Consider the following 18,396-nt stretch of genomic DNA (forward strand, 5'->3'; position numbering starts at 1 on the left):
CGTCCCGGCCCCCGTCAGCCCAGGGCGCGTGCCCGGCTCGGGGCCGGGAAGCCCTGCGTCGGTTGCCCGCGCAGCGTTACCGCCATGGTCTCCGCCACGGCCTGGTCGACCGAGCTGGAGACCCCGCCGCCGACGTAGTCGTTCGGGTTGTCCACGTTCACCGCGATGCCGGCCGCCGCGACCTGCGGCGTGAACCCCACGAACGTCTCGGTCGCGTTGTTCTCCGAGCTTCCCGTCTTGCCAGCGACCGGGCGCCCGCCCAGGATGCCGGACACGGCCTCGGCCGTGCCGCCGTCGCACTTGCCGTACGCCGAGCCCTTGCCGACCGGGCACCGCGCCGCGTCGGTCGCCGCGGCCGCCACGTCGGGGTCGACCGCCTGCTTGCACTTCGGGGCGGCGCCCTCGACGGCCTTGCCGTCCGGGTCGGTGATCGACACCACCGGCAGCGGTCGGCAGTACAGCCCGCCGGCGGCGACGGCCGCGTAGGCGTTGGCGAGGTCCAGCGGCGTGGTCAAGGAGGTACCGAGGGTGAACGAGCCCCAGCCTTCCGCCTTCGCCACCAGAGACGTGTCCAGTTCGTTGCGGAACGTGATGCCGAGCCGCTGCGCCATCTCCACCGCGCGCTGTGCGCCGATCCGCTGCTCCAGCCACACGAAGTAGGTGTTGACCGAGCGGCCGAACCCGGTCCACATCGTGCGCGGGCCGTCCATCCAGCCCGGGCTGTCGTTGGCCGGGCACCAGTGCCCGCCGCAGCTGGCCGCGGCGCTGCCCGGCCAGTTGGTCACGATCCGGGCCGGCGCGTTGAACTGGGTGCTCAGCGGCAGGCCGGCCTCCAGCGCGGCGAGCATCGTGAACATCTTGAACGTCGAGCCGGCCTGGTAGCCGTCCACGCCGGAGCCGCCCGAGACGAGCTGGTTGACGGTGTTGGGGTACTGCGGGTGCTCCGGCGGGTTGGCCTCGAGGCTGAAGTGGCGGTTGACGGCCATCGCGAGCACATGGCCGGTGCCGGGCTGGACCACGGCGAGCGGCACCGAACGCGCGCTGCCGTAGCCGTAGACGCCCAGCGACTGGGAGAGCGCGGTCGCCTGCACGTTCGGGTCCAGCGAGGTGACCACCGTGTATCCGCCGGTGCGCAGGTTCTCGTCGCGGTCGTTCGGCGTCGCGCCGAACTCGGGCTGGCTGTTCCACCACTGGCGGAAGTAGTCGCAGAAGAAGCCCCAGTCGTTGTGCTCCTGCGCCACCGACGTGCAGTCGTTGGGCAGCCGGCGCTCGGTCGTCTTGAGCTCCGTGCCCTCCGCCGCGGTCGCCTCCGCGGGCGTGATCACGCGCATCTTCGCCATCGAGTCGAGCGTGTACTCGCGCCGCTCCAGCGCCGTCTTGCGCTCGCCGGTGAGCGGGTTGTCCACGTCCGGGGACTGCAGCAGGCCGGCCAGCAGCGCCGCCTCCGGGAGCGTGAGGTCGGCCGGGCTCTTGTCGAAGTACGTCTGGCTGGCGGCGTAGATGCCGTAGGCGCCGGCGCCGAAGTAGGCGATGTTGAGGTACCGCTGCAGGATCTCGGCCTTGCTCATCCGCTTCTCCAGCGCTCCGGCGTAGCGCATCTCGCGCAGCTTGCGCGCCGGGGTGTCGGCGAGCGACTCCAGGTGCTGCTGCGGGGTGAGGCTCGGGTCGTTCTTGAGCACGTTGCGGACGTACTGCATGGTCAGCGTCGAGGCGCCCTGCTGCGCCCCGCCGCGGCTGTTGGAGACGAACGCGCGCAGCACGCCCCGCGCGTCGACGCCGTGGTGCTGGTAGAAGCGGGTGTCCTCGGCGGCGACGACGGCCTGCTGCAGCACCTTCGCGACCTGGTCCAGCCGCACGTCGCGGCGGTTCTCGTCGTAGAACGTGGTGATCAGCGTCTTGCCGTCACTGGCGTACACGTAGGTCGTCTCCGGCGGCCGCGGCGTGGACAGGTTGGTCGGCAGGTTCTCCCACGTGTCGGCGCCCGCCTTCGCCAGCCCGCCGCCGGCGAGCGCCAGCGGCAGCGTCGCGGCCGTGAACACCAGGCCGGCCAGCACCCCGCACAGCGTCAGCCGCAGCATGCCGAGCAGCACCCGGGCGAGTTTCGAACGGGGACGCTTCGCTCGCTGTCGCTTCGCTCGCTGGCCGTGTCGGCGCATGTTCCGTCTCCAGACGACTGTGGGCGGTTAGCTCGGCGGCGCGCGGCTACCCGCACCACCCACCCCTAACCGCCGCCGCCGGAAGATCACCCGGGTGCGTGCGTGGGCGAGCGATCGGATGGACGCCCGCACAACGGTCCGCCCTGGTCCGCGGCCTCTGTTCGGCTGGATGGCACGGCGAATCGTGGCCGTTCGAGCGAAGGGAAACGACGCCATGTGCGGCTTCCTGATGTACACCGGAAACGCCATCATCACCCCGGAACTTCTCGGCACCATGGAGCGGCAGCTCGCGCTGCTCGACCATCGGGGCCCCGACGACATGGCGCTGGAGCGGATCGGGGCTGGCACGGCGGCCGGCTTCAAGCGCCTCGCGATCATCGATCGGCAGGGCAGCCGGCAGCCGCTGCGGTACCCGCCGGTCGGCCCCGAGGCGGGCCGCTGGACGCTCGTCTTCAACGGCGAGATCTACAACTTCGAGGAGCTGCGCGAGGAGCTGACCCGCGCCCACGGCGCCGTCTTCGCCACCGACGGCGATTCCGAGGTCCTCGCCGCCGCCTTCCACTACTGGGGCGAGGCCGCCCTCGACCGGCTGCGCGGGATGTTCGCGTTCGCGCTGTGGGACGACGCGACCGAGACCCTGTACGCCGCGCGCGATCCCTTCGGGATCAAGCCGCTGTACTACCTCGAGACCCCGGACGGGCTGTGGCTGTCCAGCGAGAAGCCGCCGCTGCTCGAGCACGCCGGGTCCGAACTGAACCGGACCGCCCTGTCGCTGTACCTCACGATGCAGTACGTGCCGGAGCCGTACACGCTGCACCGCGATGTGGCCCGGCTGCCCGCAGGCGGCGTGCTCATCCGCAAGTTCGCCGGCGTCTCGACGATCCGCCGCTACGCCCGGCCCACCTTCCGCCCCGACCCGGCCGCGACCGAGGCGGCCGTGGTGGACGAACTGCGCGCCGCGCTGCGCGACAGCGTCCGCGCCCACATGCGCGCGGACGTGCCGGTCGGCGCGTTCCTGTCCAGCGGCATCGACTCGACCGCGATCGTCGCGCTGGCCGCCGAGCTCCACCCGCGGCTGCGCGCCTTCACCGCCGGCTTCGACACGTCCACCGCGTTCTCCGAGATCGAGGTCGCCGAGCGCTCGGCCCGCCACCTCGGCGTCGAGCTCATCCCGACCGTCGTGCGCCCCGAGCAGGTCATGGAGGCGCTGCCCCGCATCATCTGGCACCTCGGCGACCCGGTCGCCGACCCGTCGATCGTGCCCCTCTACTTCCTGGCCCGCACCGCCGCCGAGCACGTCACCGTCGTCCTGTCCGGCGAGGGCGCGGACGAGCTCGCCGGCGGCTACACCATCTACCGCGAGCCCCGCTCGCTCGCCCCCGTCGCCCGCCTCGGCGAGCCGCTGCAGCGCGGCCTCCGTGCGCTGGCGCGCCACCTGCCGGACGGCATGCGGGGCAAGAGCTACCTGCAGCGCGCGACGACGCCGATGGAGCTACGGTACTTCGGCAACGCCCGCATCCTGACCGACGACGAGAAGGCCCGCATCCTGCGCGACGCCGCCGGCGTCGGCCACCCGCACGTGACCGCGGCCCTCTACGCCGAGGCGGCCGCCCTCGACCCGGTGGCCACGATGCAGCACATCGACATCAACACGTGGCTGCCCGGCGACATCCTCACCAAGGCCGACCGCATGTCGATGGCCCACTCCCTCGAACTGCGTGTGCCGTTCCTGGACCGGCGCGTCTTCGACGTGCTGTCGCGCCTGCCCGCCCACCTGAAGGTGCCCGGCCGGCGCCGCACCACCAAGTACGCCCTGCGCCGCGCAATGGAGGGCATCGTCCCGGACTTCATCACGGACCGCCCGAAACTGGGCTTCCCGACCCCGGCCCGCCGCTGGCTGCGCACGGACCTGGCCGAGTGGGCACACCACGTCCTGTCGACGTCGGGCGCCGGCCAGCTGATCGACCTGGACTACGCCCACGCCTTGCTCAACGCCCACGAACGAGGCGACGCCGACCACGCCCGGAAGCTGTGGATCCTGCTGTCGTTCTGCCTATGGCACGGCATCTTCGTCGACGGCTCGATCACCGTGCCCCTGCCCGAACCCCGAGTCCGCCCGATGGTCACCGGCTGACCGAGGCCCCGCACCATCTCGGACCGGGTCACACTGACCCGAACGAATACGAAATTTCCGATAAATCCGATGGGTGTCGAGACCGTGGTGCGCGTGGTTACGGCTCCTCGTTGTCTGGGGGGTCGACGGTGGCGTTGGGGGGTGGGGCGAGCTCGGACAGGGCGTCGAGGATTTGCTGGCCGAACTTGGACAGTTTGTTCTCGCCCACGCCGTTGATCGTCGACAGCTGGGACAGGGTGGCGGGGCGTTCGGCGGCGATCTGGCGCAGCGTCGCGTCGTGGAAGATGACGTAGGCGGGGACGGACTGGGCCTTGGCCGTGGCGGCGCGCCATGCGCGGAGGTGTTCGAAGACCGGGGTCGCCTCGGCGGGAAGGTCGGCCGCGGCGGTGGCGTCGCGGCGGGCGGTCTTCGCGGTCTTCGCGGCGGAGATCGGGCGCTCGGGTTCGCGGCGGAGCATGACCTGGCGGCGGCGGCCGAGGACCTCGGCGCTGGCGTCGGTCAGGACCAGGGTGCCGTAGTCGCCCTCCACCGCGAGCAGGCCCTGGGCCAGCAGCTGCCGGACGACCGCGCGCCACTCGGCCTCGCGCAGGTCGGCGCCGACGCCGAAGACGGTCAGCTCGTCGTGGTGCCACTGCACGACCTTGTCGGTCTTCTTGCCCAGCAGGATGTCGATGCACTGGCCGGCGCCGAACTTCTGGTTGCGCTCGCGATGCAGCCGGTAGACCGTCGAGAGCAGCTTCTGCGCGGCGATCGTGCCGTCCCAGGACTCCGGCGGGGTCAGGCACGTGTCGCAGTTGTCGCACGAGCCGGCGAGATCCTGGCCGAAGTACGCCAGCAGCTGGGCGCGCCGGCACTCGACCGTCTCGCAGAGGGCCAGCATCGCGTCGAGGTGCTGGGAGAGGTTGCGGCGGTGGGCGGCGTCGCTCTCGGAGGTCTCGATCATCTTGCGCTGCTGGACGACGTCCTGCAGCCCATATGCCAGCCACGCCACGGACGGCTCCCCGTCGCGGCCGGCGCGGCCCGTCTCCTGGTAGTAGCCCTCGATGGACTTCGGCAGGTCGAGGTGCGCGACGAAGCGGACGTCGGGCTTGTCGATGCCCATGCCGAACGCGATCGTGGCGACCATGACGAGGCCGTCCTCGCGCAGGAAGCGGTTCTGGTTGTCGGCCCTGGTCCGCGCGTCGAGCCCGGCGTGGTAGGGCAGCGCCGGAATGCCGTTGTCCTTGAGGAAGTCGGCGATCTTCTCGACCGAGTTGCGGCTGAGGCAGTAGACGATGCCGGCCTCGCCGCGGTGCTCGCCGCGCAGGAACTCCAGCAGCTGGCGGCGCGGGTCCTGCTTGCCGACGATGCGGTACTGAATGTTGGGGCGGTCGAAGCTCGACACGAAGTGCCGGGCGTCGGTCAGCCCGAGCCGGGTGGCGATCTCCCGGTGGGTGGCGGTCGTCGCCGTCGCGGTGAGCGCGATGCGCGGCACGTCCGGCCAGCGCTCGTGCAGCATCGACAGGTTGAGGTAGTCGGGGCGGAAGTCGTGGCCCCACTGCGAGACGCAGTGTGCCTCGTCGATCGCGAACAGCGCGATCCGGCCACGCTCGAGCAGCCGCATGGTGCCGGGCGAAGCCAGCGCCTCGGGGGCGAGATACAGCAGGTCGAGGTCGCCGCCGGCGAACTGCGCCTCGACGGTGCGGCGCATGTCGAAGTCGAGGGACGAGTTGACGAACCCGGCCCGCACGCCCAGCTCCCGCAGGGCGTCGACCTGGTTCTGCATGAGGGCGATGAGGGGCGAGATCACCACCGCGGTGCCGGGCCGGACCAGCGCCGGGATCTGGTAGCACAGCGACTTGCCGCCGCCGGTGGGCATGAGCACCAGCGCGTCGCCGCCGCCGATCACGTGCTCGATGATCTCCCGCTGGCTGCCCCGGAACTCGTCGTAGCCGAACACCCTGCGTAACACATCGAGCGCACCCATCTCGCTGTCCACGCCGGCGATTCTACGGACCACCACCGACAAAACCCGGACGGCCGATCCGCGCGGTGACGGACCGGCCATCGCGTCGACACGCTGTGTCATGCCTCCTGGGTGTACACGATCGGGCGTACCTCGATCGCGTTCCACTTCGCGTCGGGGATCATGGCCGCGAGCTCGACCGCGCGCTCCTTCGAGGCGCACTCGACCAGGTAGAACCCCGCGAGGAACTCCTTCGCCTCGACGTACGGCCCGTCGGTCACCGTCTGCGCGCCGGCGCGGATGCGCACCACCGCGCTCTCGGCCGGCTGGCCGAGCGCATCGGTGCGGATCAGCTCGCCGGACTCGCTGATGGTCTTGATGAACCGCTCGTGCCCGGCCATCACCTCGTCGACGTCGGCCTGAGTCAGCGTCTCCCACACCTCCGGGTTCATGTGAATCAGCAGCAGATACTTCACGACGATCAACTCCTCACGGAAGAAGGCGGAACTCATCCAGTGGTCGGAGCCGCCCGGCCCATCTCTACACGACTCGGTAGCGTGAGGCCGTGGACTTCCGCGAACTGTTCGAGCAGCACCGGCGGGAGTTGCACGTGCACTGCTATCGGATGCTCGCGTCCTTCACCGACGCCGACGACGCCGTGCAGGAGACGTTCCTGCGCGCCTGGCGCCACCGCGACGACTTCGAGCCGGGGACCAACGCGCGGGCGTGGCTGTACCGCATCGCCACCAACGCCTGCCTCGACGCGATCCGGCGCGGCAACCGCCGCCCGCCCTCGGCGTCGACGGAGGTGTCGTGGCTGGAGCCCTACCCGGACCACCTGCTGGACCAGGTCGCCCCGGCCGACGAGCGGCCCGACGCGGTGGTCGTGGCCCGCGAGACGATCGAGCTGGCGTACCTGACCGCGATCCAGCTGCTGCCCGCCCGCCAGCGCGCGGTGCTGCTGATGCGCGACGTGCTGGACTGGTCCGCGGCCGAGACCGCCGAGCTGCTGGAGCTGTCCGTGCCCGCGGCGAACAGCGCCCTGCAGCGCGCCCGGGCGACGCTCAGGTCGGCGCCGCACCGCGATCCGGCCGGTGATCAGGCCCGCGCCGAGCCGACCGGCGACGAGCTGGAGCTGCTGCAGCGGCTCATCGACGCGCACGAGCGCGCCGACGTCGACGCCGCCGTGGCGCTGCTGCGCGAGGACGTACGGGTGACCATGCCGCCGCTGCCGCTGCAGTACACCGGGCTGGCCGAGTTTCTGCCGCTGCTGCACCGGGCGTCCGGGCCGCCCTCGATGGGCCAGTGGCGGCTCGTGCCCACCCGCGCCAACCGGATGCCCGCCGCCGCGAGCTACCTGCGCGAGCCCGGCGGCACCGAGTTCCGTGCGTTCAAGCTCGACGTGGTGCGCTGCGCCGGCGGGCGGGTCGCCGAGTTCACCACCTTCGACGCGAAGCTCTTCCCGCTGTTCGGGCTTCCAGGTGTACTGCGGGAATCAGAGCTTCGTTGACGCCGGCAACGGCAGCGATTTGGTGATCTTCGTCAGGGCGGCGGCGGCCTTCGCGAACTGCGTGCCGTCCGGGTGCACGCTCAGCACCGCGACGATGTAGCGGTCGTCGGCGCCGACGGTGCCGGTGGTGTGCAGTACCTCGCCCATCATGTCGGGCTTGTTCGGCTCGGCGGCCGGCACGAATGCGGCGCCGCCCGGCGCGGCCAGCCCGGCGTTCGCCACGCACGGGGTGGCGGGGTTGTCGCCGAAGCCCGACCAGCCCTGCTTCGCGGCGCGCGGCTGCTTGAACGTGCTCGGGATGCCGAAGGACTGGTCGTACCGGTCGGTGCCGCACTTCGTGGTGGCGTGCAGGTTGCTCATGATGAACTCGCGCACCGGCTGCGGCGCCTTGTCGAGGATGTACTGGTAGACACGGACCAGGTCGCCGGCGCTGACCGCGGTGTACCCCCAGTAGCCGGGCTGGCTCGCCGGCGGCGGGTCGGTGTCGTGCAGCCCGAGCCGCTGGACCATGCGGGTCACCACGTCGCGCTGCCCGGCCGCCTTCCAGAACGCGCTCGCGGCGGCGTCGTCGCTGCTGCGCAGCATGATCTCCAGATTCGGCTTGTCGGCGGCCGGCACGGAGTACGAGGGGCCCTTGTTCCAGAAGTAGTCCAGCGCGATGAGCAGCTTGACCAGCGACGCGGACCGGAAGCGCCAGCTCTCCTTCTGCTGCAGCACATACGCGCCGGCCTGCCGGTCGTAGATCACGATGCCCGCGGTCACGCCCGCCGGTACGGGTACCGATGCCGCTGATGCCGCCGCGGACGGTGCGGCGCTGGACGGCGCCGGGGCGGCGGGGGAGGACGGGGCCCCCGATGCGAACAGCGGCGCGGTTTCCGGCGGGTCCGCCTTCGCGCCGCAGCCGGCGGCGCCGAGGACGACGGCGGCGGAGGTGAGCACCATGAGCAGCCGGACGGGGGTCGCGGAGGGCATGCCCCATCCTTACCGGCGGACCCGGCCCGCACAAACCCCCGTCATGCCCTGTCAGGCCCCGGTCGCTCGTGGTGGTCGCGGCTGCCCTGCCCGCAGATTCGCCCCGCGCGGGTGTCGAGGAAGGTGCCGATGTGCACCTGCATCACGTGGCCCGCGGCTGGGAGCCGCTGGGAGCATGGCCGATGCGCCGTTCGGCCACGGGTGTGACATGCCTCGCCCGCGTAGGCTGGATCCGGTGCGGGGGCGCGGCTGGTGGCTGTTCCTCGCCGCCGCGGTCCCGGTCGGGCTGCCGCTGCTCGCGCGGTGGCGGGCCGCACTGGCCTTCGCCGGACTGGCCGCGGCCGCGATCGGACCCGTCTTCCTCGCCCAGTGGTGGGCGCGGCGGCGCCAGCGCGCCGCGCACGCGGCCGGCGCCGAGCGCTGGTTCGGCCACGTGCCGCTGCACCGCGCCGCCGTGATCTGGGAGCTCGGCGCCGGCTTCGCGCTGCTGTTCGGTGGTGGTGTGCCGGTGCGCGTCACGACCGGCTCCGACGGGCTCATGCTGAGCGTGCGCCGCCCCGCCTCCCGCCGTCACCCGCCGGTGACCGTGCTGTGGCGCGACATCGCCGCCGTGCGCGCCGCCCCGGCCGGGCGCTTCACCGAGTGGGGCCGGGTCGCCGCGCTGCCAATGACGGTCGTCACCTTCGACCTGCCCGGCGACCCGGGCGGCCCGCTCGTCGTGACGACCCACGCCGCCGCGGGGCTCGTGGAAACGGTGCAGGCGCACAAGATAGCCGAATCGATGGGGCGTCGTGAATGAAACGGCGGATGGGTGATGGATTTTGCACGATGCGTGGCTGAGTTGCGCCCGTTTCCTGCGGTTCCGTACGGTGTGTTTCCATGGCGGAGTTGATCGAGGTTGGTGTCTGGTACGAGGCCCGACCGATCACGGTTGACCAGGGCGTCGACCGATACGAGGCGCTGCGGCGGGGCGACGTTGGATGGACCGCAGTCGATCCCGGTGTGGAACGGTTCGACCGCGAGGTGCGCGCCGGCGTCGACCCGGCGTTGTTTGCCGAGCCGGCGGTCGTCGCCGACACGCACGTGCTGCTCACCCTGCGCGGCGATGCGCCGGAGGAGACCCTGCACCTGATCCACAAGCTGGCCGACGAGTGTGAGCTGCTGTGCTTCCAGCGGTCCGGGCGCCATCGGCCGGCGGCGCTGTGGCAGCCACGGCGGCTGCTCCGCCTGCCGGTGCCGCGCATGACGACCGAGGACGGCTCGCTCGCGCACCACCCGACGGGCGACGATATCCGCGACTTCATCGGCCGGCTCGACGAGGACAACACCACGGCGGTGCTGTGGCGGGAGGACGGAGCCTCGATCCGGGTCGCGTTCGTGCCCGCCCAGCGCCGGTGGCGCGTCTCCACCACGGTCGGCGACGAGACCAGCGCGGAGTCGGAACAGGCGGACCTGGCCGGCGTCGCCGAGCGTTTCGAGACCTTCGCCGCCGCGTCCTGACCGAATCGCTCGCGGGCGTTTACTCGTGGACGAGTATTGCGTATGCTCGTTCACGAGTAACCGCACGCGAGCATGCCGGGGGGTGCGATGGCGAAGCGCCGCAAGGTGGGCAACCTGCTCGGCCTGCACGTGCTGGCGACGCTGTACGAGCGCCCGATGCACCCCTACGAGATCGCCGCGGAGATGCGGGGCCGCGGCAAGGAGCAGGACTTCAAGATCCAGTGGGGTTCGCTCTACACCGTGGTGCAGAACCTCGAGAAGCACGGTTTCGTCGAGGCGGCGCACACGGCCCGGGAAGGCCGGCGCCCCGAGCGGACCGTCTACCAGATCACCGAGGCCGGTCGCGAGGAGACCGTCGACTGGCTGCGGGAGATCGTCGGCGCCCCCGAGCGGGAGTATCCGCGACTGCGGGCCGGGCTGTCCGTGCTCGGCATCCTCCCGCCCGACGAGGCCGTCTACCTGATGCGCAAGCGGGTCGAGATCCTCGACTTCCAGATCGCGACCGAGGAGGCCGCGCTGGGGGCGAGCGCCGGGAAGGTGCCCCGGGTGTTCACCGTCGAGGCGGAGTACGGCCTGGCGCTGCTGCGCGCCGAAGCGGACTGGCTGCGGGGGCTGCTGGAGGAGATCCGGGCCGGCACGCTCTCGGGGATCGAGCTCTGGCGCGAACACCACGAACAGTAAGAACCCCGGGCCGCGGTGCGGGAACACCACGGCCCGGGGAAACGACCTCGACCGATCCCGCGGGAACGAGCCGGCCTCGGTGTCTGCGACCGCCAGGATAGCGAATTGCGTGGGACCGGTCCCGACCGACGGAGACCGTCATGCCCGCTGCCGTACTGGCACGCGACCTCGTCAAGACCTACCCCCGGGGCGTGCGCGCCCTCGACCACCTCTCGCTTGTCGTCGAGCCCGGCGAGATCGTCGGGCTGCTCGGCCCCAACGGCGCCGGCAAGTCCACCACCGTCAAGATCCTCACCACTCTGGCCCGCGCCGACGCCGGCCACGCCGAGGTCATGGGCCATGACGTGGCCCGGCATCCGCGGCGGGTCCGCGCCGCCATTGGCGTCGTCGCCCAGCGCTCCGGCCTCGATCCGGCGGCGACCGGCCGTGAGAACCTCACCCTGCAGGGCCACCTGTTCGGCCTGCACGGCGCCGAACTGCGCCGCCGGGTCGACGAGCTGCTCGAGCGCTTCGACCTCGGCGGGGCCGCCGGCCGGCGTACCCGGGACTGGTCCGGCGGCATGCAGCGGCGCCTCGACGTCGCCATGGGGCTCGTGCACCGCCCCGCCGTGCTGTTCCTCGACGAACCGACCACCGGCCTGGACCCCGAGGGCCGGGCCGCGCTCTGGCACGAGATCCGCCGGCTGGACGGCATGGCCATCCTGCTCACCACGCACTACCTGGACGAGGCCGACCGCCTCGCCGACCGGCTCGTCATCGTCGACGGCGGGCGCGTGGTCGCCGAGGGGACGCCCGACCGGCTCAAGGGGGAGCTGCGCGGGGATGCGGTACACATCGAAATCCTGGAATCTCCGGAAGGGCCGCAGGCCCGGACGGCGCTGACCGGGCTCCCTGGGCTGCGCGAGGTCACGCTCGACGGCAACCGCCTCTCCGCGCGGGCCGACGACGGTGCGGCCGCCGTCCCCGCCGCGCTCGCCGCGCTGGACGCCCGTGGCATCCGGGTCGCCACGGTCACCGTCGCCCGGCCGAGCCTGGACGACGTGTACCTCAAGCACGCCGGCCGCCGGATGGCGGTGGCCGCGTGAGCCTTGCATACCTGACGGGTCGCCGGCTCAAGGTCTTCGTCAAGCAGCCCGCGTTCCTGTTCGTGACGCTCATCCAGCCCGCGATCTGGCTGTTCCTGTTCGGCAACCTCTTCCGCCGGGTCGTGGACCTGCCCGGCTTCGGCGGCGACAGCTACCTCGCATACCTGGTGCCCGGCGTCGTCGTCATGAGCGCGGTCTCGTCGAGCATGTGGTCCGGCATGGGCGTGCTCGAGGAGATCGATCGCGGCACGATGAACCGCTTCCTCATCACGCCCGCCCGCCGCGGCGCGATCCTCGACGCCGTGGTCATCGAGCAAACCCTCAGCGTCACCATCCAGTCGATCATCATCGTGCTGCTCGGCGTGGCCGCCGGCGCGCGCTACCCGATCGGCGGCGTCCTGCTGCTCGTCGCCTCCTCGGCGCTGCTCGGCGTCGTCTTCAGCACCCTGTCCAACACCGCCGGCATGCTGGTCCGCCAGCGTGAGACGATCATCGGCCTCAACACGCTGCTGTTGCTGCCGCTGACGTTCCTGTCCTCGGCCTTCATCGCGCCGGGCCTGATGCCGGGGTGGATGCAGGCGGTCGCGCGGGGCAACCCGGTGAACTGGGCGCTGGAGACCTGCCGCTCGGCGCTGGCCGGCGCGGTGGACTGGCCGCGGACGTTGTCCTACGGCGGCGGGCTGCTGGTGCTGGCGGCGGCGCTGGTGTACTTGTCGGGCCGGACGTTCCGCGCGTATCAACGGTCGGTGTAGGCGCCCTTGGGATGTTCCGGGATGTTCCGGGATGCTCTTTGGAATCTCGAAAAGTCCGAACACTTCGTGTCCGGACTTTTCGGATTTTCCGGTTATTGGTTAGATGCCCGAAACGCCGAGTTGGGTGCGGTGGTGGCGGTCGGCGGCCACCTCGTCCAGGAGGGCGGCCGCCAGCGCCGTGTAGCTCAGGGCATTTCCGAAATTCCGGATTTGGTATCCGGAACTGCCCTCGTCCTCGACCAGCTCCATCGGCGGCGTGAACACCACCCAGTCCACGGCGCCGTCGTACCGCTCCAAAACCGCCAGCTCGTCGGCGCGCGCCTGCGAGAACGGCCGCCACTCGGCCGGGAAACCGGGCTCCTCGAACTTCCGCGCGCCGCTGTCGCCCGGCAGCGTCGTCGCGACGCCGATCAGCAGCAGCCGTCGCACCCGGGCGCGCTCGAGGCCGTGCAGCAGCGCCGCCATCGCCTCGCCGTACGCCGCCGGATCGAGATCCGCGCCGTACACGGCCGAGATCGCCACGTCGTGCCCGCGCGCCGCCCGCTCCACGAGCCCCGCGTCGGTCGCGTCGCCGGCGACCGCACCGGAAATATCCGGATATTTCGCCGGATCGCGGACGACCGCCGTCGCCTCGATCGACCGCCTCCGGGCCTCGGCCAGGATCTGCCGCCCGGCCCGTCCGCCCGCCCCGAACACCACCACCGAAGTCATGCCGGGCACCGTAGAACGCGATACCCCGGTAACTGCAACGTTACCGGGGCGCGCGTTACGGTGGGGCGATGCGCGACCCCCTCCCGCCGAACCTGTTCGACCCGGCCTGCCCGTCGGCCGCGACGCCGTTCCAGATCGGCGACAAGTGGGCGGGCATGGTGCTGATCTGCCTGCGGGACGGCCCGCGACGCTTCGGCGAGCTGCGCGTGCCGCTGCGCCGGGTCTCGGCCAAGGTCCTGGCCGAGACGCTGCGCGCCCTGGAGCGCGACGGCATGATCACCCGCACGGCGTATGACGAGATCCCGCCCCGGGTCGAGTACGCCATCACCGACCTCGGCCGCACCCTGTTCCCGGCGATGGACGCCTGCCGCGCCTGGGCCGCCGAGCACCTGCCCACCGTCGAGTCGGCCCGCGCCGCCTACGCGCTGCGCGGCGCATGAACGCCCGCGTGTACCGCCGCTATGTCGCCATCGGCGACAGCACCACGGAGGGCATGGACGACCCCGACGGCAACGGCGGGTATCGCGGCTGGGCCGACCGCTTCGCCGAGCACGTCGCCCGCGCGCAGGCGCCGGACGGCCTGGAGTACGCCAACCTCGCCATCCGCGGGCGGACCACCGCCCGGATCCGGGCCGAGCAGCTGGCGCCCGCTCTCGACCTCAAGCCCGATCTGGCCACCGTGGTCGCCGGCATGAACGACATCCTGCGGACCTCGTTCGACGTGGCCGAGGTCGCCCGCGACATCCACGCGATGCAGCTCGCCCTCGTCATGCGGGGCACGACCGTGCTGACCTTCACGCTGCCCGACCCGGCGCCGGTGATGCCGATCGCCCGGCCGCTGCGGGGCCGGGTGCTCGCGCTCAACGAGCAGATCCGCAAGGCCACCGCCGACAGCGGCGCGATCCTGCTCGACCTCGGCGCGCATCCCGTCGCCTCCGACCCGCGCCTCTGGAGCGACGACCGCCTGCACGCCAACAGCGCCGGGCACGAGCGCATCGGCGCGGCGCTCGCGTACTGCCTGGGCCTGCCCGGCACCGACGACTCCTGGACCGCCCCGTTCCCGGCGCCCGCGCCGCGCCGCCGGCACGAGGTGATCTGCGCGGAGCTCGCCTGGATGCGCCGCCACCTGCTGCCGTGGGCGGGCCGCCACCTGCTGGGCCGCTCCTCGGGCGACAATCGCGTCTGCAAGCGCGCCACCCCGGCCCCGGTCCTGCTCGACCCCTGACGCGCCTTCCCCCGCGCTGAGTGCCCTCGCCGCCCTCTGCCGGGGCGCGGGCCTCAGAGGGTCAGCACGACCTTGCCGCGCACGTGGCCCGACTCGCTCAGATCGTGGGCGGCCGCGGCCTCGGCCAGCGGGAACGTGCGGTCGACGGGCATGGTGAAGCGACCCTCGGCGAAAAGGGCGGCGGCCTCGGCCAGCGTCTGCCACGCACGCCCCTCCGAGCCGTCCGTGACCCGGGCGCCGAGGCGCGGCGCGTCGAAGTCGGCGATGCTCACCACGTCGGCGGGCGCCGGCGTCAGCGTGACCAGGTCCGCGACGGCGCCCCGGCCCGCCGTGTCGAGCGCCAGGTCGAGGCCGCCCGGCGCGACGGCGCGGACGCGGCCGGGCAGCCCCGCGCCGTAGGTGACCGGGATCGCGCCCAGCCCACGCAGGAACTCGTGGTTGCGCTCGCTCGCCGTGCCGATCACCGTGGCGCCCCGCGCGACGGCCAGCTGCACGGCCGCGATGCCCACACCGCCGGCGGCGCCGTTGACCAGCAGGGTCTGCCCCTTCCGCAGGCCCAGCAGGTCGAGCGCACGCCCGGCCGTCTCGACCACGTTGGGCATCCCGGCCGCCTCCTCGAACGACATCGCCGCGGGCTTGACCGCCCACACTCGCAGCACCGCGAGCTCGGCCGCGGCCCCGCCCGGGGCGACCCCGAACACCTCGTCGCCGACCGCGACGCCCTCGGCCCCCTCGCCGACGGCGTCGACCACCCCGGCCGCGTCGGAGTGCGGCACGACGGGCAGCCGGCTGGGGGTCGTGTCCCCGAAGGCGCCGCTGCGCACCTTCCAGTCGTACGGGTTGACGCCCACGGCCCGCACCGCGATTCGGATACGCCCGGCCGCCGGCTGCGGCTCGGGCACGTCGACCACCCGCAGCACGCTCGACGGCCCGTAGTCGGAATACTGCAACGCCTTCACATCTGCTCCGGATCGTGTGTGTGATTCGTGCTCGGCCCCGCGCCGGCCGTGGCTCGGTGATCGCGTGCTGCTTCGGCTGCGGTCAGGTGTTGAGCGGGCGACGGGCCGACGTGCGTGTCGGGCCAGTCCATCGGCTCGTCGTCGACCGTGGCCAGCTTGGCGAACGGCCGGATGCGGTTGTCGACGATCCAGTCGTTTCGCCAGGCGTGCGAGGCGGCGTCGACCTCGAAGCCGACGTCGGTCAGCAGCGCCTTCCAGTCGGCGAACTCCAGGCGACAGCCAGTTGCCGGGATGGTCCTTGTGGGTCAGGAACCTTGCGCTTCGTGTTCTGGTGGTTGGCCGCTGGTGACGGCCCAGACGATCGTCGCGGTGCCGGGGGGCCCTCCCGCAGTACGAAATCCGGGGTTTTGAAGGCTCTTCGCATGGCCGCCCTCGGTCAACAGGTGGTGCCGCGCCACGTGTCAGGCCCGCGGGTCCGCTTGCTGGACGACCTCGAACTCCAGCAGGCTCGAGCCGGTCGCCACCGGTTTCGCCCGCTCGCCGGAGTGGGCCTCGCGGGCCGGTCCGGTGGACCACGCCTGGAAATGCTCCTCGGACTCCCACTTGGTGTAGACGAAATACCGCGTCTCACCCGCCGTCGGGCGCAGCAGCTCGAAGCCCAGGAAGCCCGGCGCGTCCTCGACGGCGCCGTGCCGCGCGGCGAACCGGCGCTCCAGCTCGGGCCCCGCGCCCTCGGGGACCTCGATCGCGTTGATCTTCACGACTGCCATGGCTCAACCCTAACGGCCGGGTATGACAAAACCGGTCACCCTCAGGCCGGTAACGCGGTGGGGGACGACCGGGGGAGGGTGGGACAATCGCGCCATGACCGATGTGCTCGACGATCTGCAGTGGCGCGGCCTGATCGCGCTCTCGACCGACCTCGACGAACTCCGCGCGGAGATGGCGAAGGGGCCGATCACCTATTACTGCGGCTTCGACCCGACGGCGCCGAGCCTGCACATCGGCCACTTGTTCCAGGTGCTCACGGTCCGCCGGCTGCAGCTGGCCGGGCACCGTCCGCTCGCCCTCGTCGGCGGCGCCACCGGCCTCATCGGTGACCCGCGGCCGTCCGCCGAGCGGCAGTTGCACTCGCGCGACCAGGTCGCGGAGTGGGTCGACAAGCTGCGCGGGCAGATCGAGCCGTACCTGGACTTCACCGGCAGCAATGCCGCGCGCATGGTCAACAACTACGACTGGACCGCCTCGCTATCCGCGATCGACTTCCTGCGCGAGATCGGCAAGCATTTCCGGGTCAACAAGATGCTCACCAAGGACGCGGTGAGCGCCCGGCTGAACTCGGACGCCGGCATCAGCTACACGGAGTTCAGCTACCAGATCCTGCAGGGCATGGACTTCCTGGAGCTGTACCGCCGTTACGGCTGCAAGCTGCAGACGGGCGGCAGCGACCAGTGGGGCAACCTCACGGCCGGCACGGACCTGATCCATCGGGTGGAGGGTGTTTCGGTACACCTCCTGGCGACGCCGCTGCTGGTGAACTCGGCTGGAGAGAAGCTCGGCAAGTCCACCGGCGGCGGCAGCCTGTGGATGGACGCCGAGATGACCAGCCCGTACGCGCTGTACCAGTACTTCGTCAACCTCGAGGACGCGCTCGTCGGCGGGCTGCTGCGCAAGCTCACGTTCCTGGAGCGCGAGGAGATCGAGGCGATCGAGAAGGAGACCGCCGAGCGGCCCGCGGCGCGGATCGGCCAGCGCCGGCTCGCGGAGGAGATGACCAGGCTCGTACACGGGCCGGAGGAGACCGCGCAGGTGATCGCGGCGAGCCAGGCGCTGTTCGGCCGGGGTTCACTCGGCGAGCTCTCGGCGTCGACGCTGCGCGCCGCGCTCAGCGAGGCGGGGCTTGTGGCGGCGCCCGCAGGCTCGACGGTCGCCGACCTGTTCATCGCCGCCGGCCTGGTCTCCAGCCGTAACGACGCGCGGCGGACGGTGGCCGAGGGCGGTGCGTACGTGAACAACGAGCGGGTGTCCGACGCCGAGGAGATCGTGCCCGCCGACCGTGCCCTGGCCGGTGGACTTCTGGTGCTGCGCAAGGGAAAGCGCACGTTCGCGGGGGTTGAGCTCACCCCTGCGTGACCTCTTGATTTGGTGATGCCGCCGGGCGCCGTGTAGCTTCTGACCTCGCTGCGGCGCCCGGCGCGCCCGTGCAACACCCGGCTCCGGCCGGGCGCCACCGAAGAGAGTGATCGATTTGGTGGCGATCGGGAAGCCGGGTAACGTAGACGGTCGGCAGGGAAACGGACGAGACAGCGGAGCGCAAGACGCGCCGCGGCGGACGGCCTGTCGAAGCCCAAAACGACCACGAGCCGGGTGACCGGGTAGTGGTCGTGCCCGGGGAAACGAACGGCGAACGCGATTTGGACGCCGGACGCAGACCGGGTAAGGTAGTTAGCCGGCAGGGAACACGGACGAGGCACGCGGGTCGCGAAACGAGCCGCAGCGGACGTCCTGCGACACCATACGACATTCGACCGGGTTGCCGGAAGAGATGTTGTGTGTCCGTGAAATGGGACAAAGTACGGCAAGCCGAACTTGACTCACAAAACGGACCTGCTAGACTAGAACGGAACGAAACGAAACGCCCCGGGCGGGCGGAACCGGAAACGGTGAAGTCCGGCGGTGTGTGTTGGTTGTTTGAGAACTCAACAGGGTGCTTGTTAAGCCAGTGCCAATTGAAATTTACCCCGTGGCACGGGCCTCCTTTGTGGG

Annotated in this window: 16 protein-coding genes and 1 pseudogene; 10 read left to right on the forward strand and 7 right to left on the reverse strand. The window is 71.5% G+C overall.

Annotation, left to right across the window (positions count from 1 at the left end; all coding sequences use genetic code 11):
• Positions 1-35: 35 nt before the first annotated feature.
• Positions 36-2,156, reverse strand: a pseudogene (locus ACGFI8_RS32515) (transglycosylase domain-containing protein); the annotation flags it as partial.
• A gap of 169 nt (positions 2,157-2,325) precedes the next feature.
• Between ACGFI8_RS32515 and asnB the strand changes: the two are divergent.
• Entirely contained in the window at positions 2,326-4,290 is a 1,965-nt protein-coding gene (gene asnB, locus ACGFI8_RS32520; RefSeq protein ID WP_392810630.1) for an asparagine synthase (glutamine-hydrolyzing), read from the forward strand.
• 97 nt (positions 4,291-4,387) lie between these two features.
• On the opposite strand, the gene recQ is transcribed toward asnB, so the two are convergent.
• Together recQ and ACGFI8_RS32530 are read right to left on the reverse strand one after the other, a co-directional pair.
• Entirely contained in the window at positions 4,388-6,256 is a 1,869-nt protein-coding gene (recQ, locus tag ACGFI8_RS32525) for a DNA helicase RecQ (protein ID WP_392810652.1), read from the reverse strand.
• Positions 6,257-6,354: 98 nt separating this feature from the next.
• Positions 6,355-6,747, reverse strand: coding sequence for a YciI family protein (locus ACGFI8_RS32530; RefSeq protein ID WP_392810631.1), 393 nt, complete (start codon positions 6,745-6,747; stop codon positions 6,355-6,357).
• 53 nt (positions 6,748-6,800) lie between these two features.
• On the opposite strand from ACGFI8_RS32530, the gene ACGFI8_RS32535 reads away from it, so the two are divergent.
• On the forward strand, positions 6,801-7,745 hold the full coding sequence (locus ACGFI8_RS32535; protein ID WP_392810632.1) for an RNA polymerase subunit sigma-70: 945 nt from the start codon (positions 6,801-6,803) through the stop codon (positions 7,743-7,745).
• Here ACGFI8_RS32535 and ACGFI8_RS32540 read toward each other — a convergent pair.
• Entirely contained in the window at positions 7,731-8,717 is a 987-nt protein-coding gene (locus tag ACGFI8_RS32540; protein ID WP_392810633.1) for a hypothetical protein, read from the reverse strand. The genes ACGFI8_RS32535 and ACGFI8_RS32540 overlap by 15 nt on opposite strands.
• A 235-nt stretch (positions 8,718-8,952) precedes the next feature.
• Here ACGFI8_RS32540 and ACGFI8_RS32545 point away from each other — a divergent pair, with 235 nt between their 5' ends.
• The 5 genes from ACGFI8_RS32545 (at position 8,953) to ACGFI8_RS32565 (ending at position 12,735) form a co-directional block, all read left to right on the forward strand.
• Entirely contained in the window at positions 8,953-9,516 is a 564-nt protein-coding gene (locus ACGFI8_RS32545) for a hypothetical protein (protein WP_392810634.1), read from the forward strand.
• A gap of 80 nt (positions 9,517-9,596) precedes the next feature.
• On the forward strand, positions 9,597-10,217 hold the full coding sequence (locus ACGFI8_RS32550; RefSeq protein WP_392810635.1) for a hypothetical protein: 621 nt from the start codon (positions 9,597-9,599) through the stop codon (positions 10,215-10,217).
• A gap of 87 nt (positions 10,218-10,304) precedes the next feature.
• The gene (locus ACGFI8_RS32555; protein WP_392810636.1) at positions 10,305-10,898 is read left to right on the forward strand and encodes a PadR family transcriptional regulator; all 594 of its coding nucleotides are present in this window, start codon (positions 10,305-10,307) and stop codon (positions 10,896-10,898) included.
• A 140-nt stretch (positions 10,899-11,038) separates the two neighbouring features.
• Complete coding sequence (locus ACGFI8_RS32560; protein ID WP_392810637.1) at positions 11,039-11,983, forward strand: ATP-binding cassette domain-containing protein; 945 nt, start codon at positions 11,039-11,041, stop codon at positions 11,981-11,983.
• Positions 11,980-12,735 carry an ABC transporter permease gene (locus ACGFI8_RS32565; protein ID WP_392810638.1) on the forward strand — a complete coding sequence of 252 codons (756 nt, stop codon included), beginning with the start codon at positions 11,980-11,982 and terminating at the stop codon, positions 12,733-12,735. The genes ACGFI8_RS32560 and ACGFI8_RS32565 overlap by 4 nt, the downstream gene beginning before the upstream one ends.
• Before the next feature lie 99 nt (positions 12,736-12,834).
• Here the strand turns inward: ACGFI8_RS32565 and ACGFI8_RS32570 are convergent, their stop codons facing one another.
• A complete protein-coding gene (locus ACGFI8_RS32570) occupies positions 12,835-13,446 on the reverse strand; it encodes an NAD(P)-dependent oxidoreductase (protein ID WP_392810639.1) in 612 nt (203 codons plus the stop codon).
• 68 nt (positions 13,447-13,514) lie between these two features.
• On the opposite strand from ACGFI8_RS32570, the gene ACGFI8_RS32575 reads away from it, so the two are divergent.
• Entirely contained in the window at positions 13,515-13,886 is a 372-nt protein-coding gene (locus tag ACGFI8_RS32575; protein WP_392810640.1) for a winged helix-turn-helix transcriptional regulator, read from the forward strand.
• The gene (locus ACGFI8_RS32580; RefSeq protein WP_392810641.1) at positions 13,883-14,671 is read left to right on the forward strand and encodes an SGNH/GDSL hydrolase family protein; all 789 of its coding nucleotides are present in this window, start codon (positions 13,883-13,885) and stop codon (positions 14,669-14,671) included. The genes ACGFI8_RS32575 and ACGFI8_RS32580 overlap by 4 nt, the downstream gene beginning before the upstream one ends.
• 53 nt (positions 14,672-14,724) lie before the next feature.
• Here ACGFI8_RS32580 and ACGFI8_RS32585 read toward each other — a convergent pair whose 3' ends face one another.
• Positions 14,725-15,630: an NADP-dependent oxidoreductase gene (locus tag ACGFI8_RS32585; RefSeq protein ID WP_392810642.1), complete on the reverse strand. Its 906-nt coding sequence runs from the start codon at positions 15,628-15,630 to the stop codon at positions 14,725-14,727.
• A gap of 461 nt (positions 15,631-16,091) precedes the next feature.
• Positions 16,092-16,400, reverse strand: coding sequence for an antibiotic biosynthesis monooxygenase (locus ACGFI8_RS32590; RefSeq protein WP_366231163.1), 309 nt, complete (start codon positions 16,398-16,400; stop codon positions 16,092-16,094).
• Between the two features lie 94 nt (positions 16,401-16,494).
• Between ACGFI8_RS32590 and tyrS the strand changes: the two genes are divergently transcribed.
• Positions 16,495-17,763: a tyrosine--tRNA ligase gene (gene tyrS / locus ACGFI8_RS32595; protein WP_392810643.1), complete on the forward strand. Its 1,269-nt coding sequence runs from the start codon at positions 16,495-16,497 to the stop codon at positions 17,761-17,763.
• Positions 17,764-18,396 lie beyond the last annotated feature (633 nt).

It is taken from the genome of Dactylosporangium sp. NPDC048998 (assembly GCF_043197855.1).
Classification (GTDB): domain Bacteria; phylum Actinomycetota; class Actinomycetes; order Mycobacteriales; family Micromonosporaceae; genus Dactylosporangium.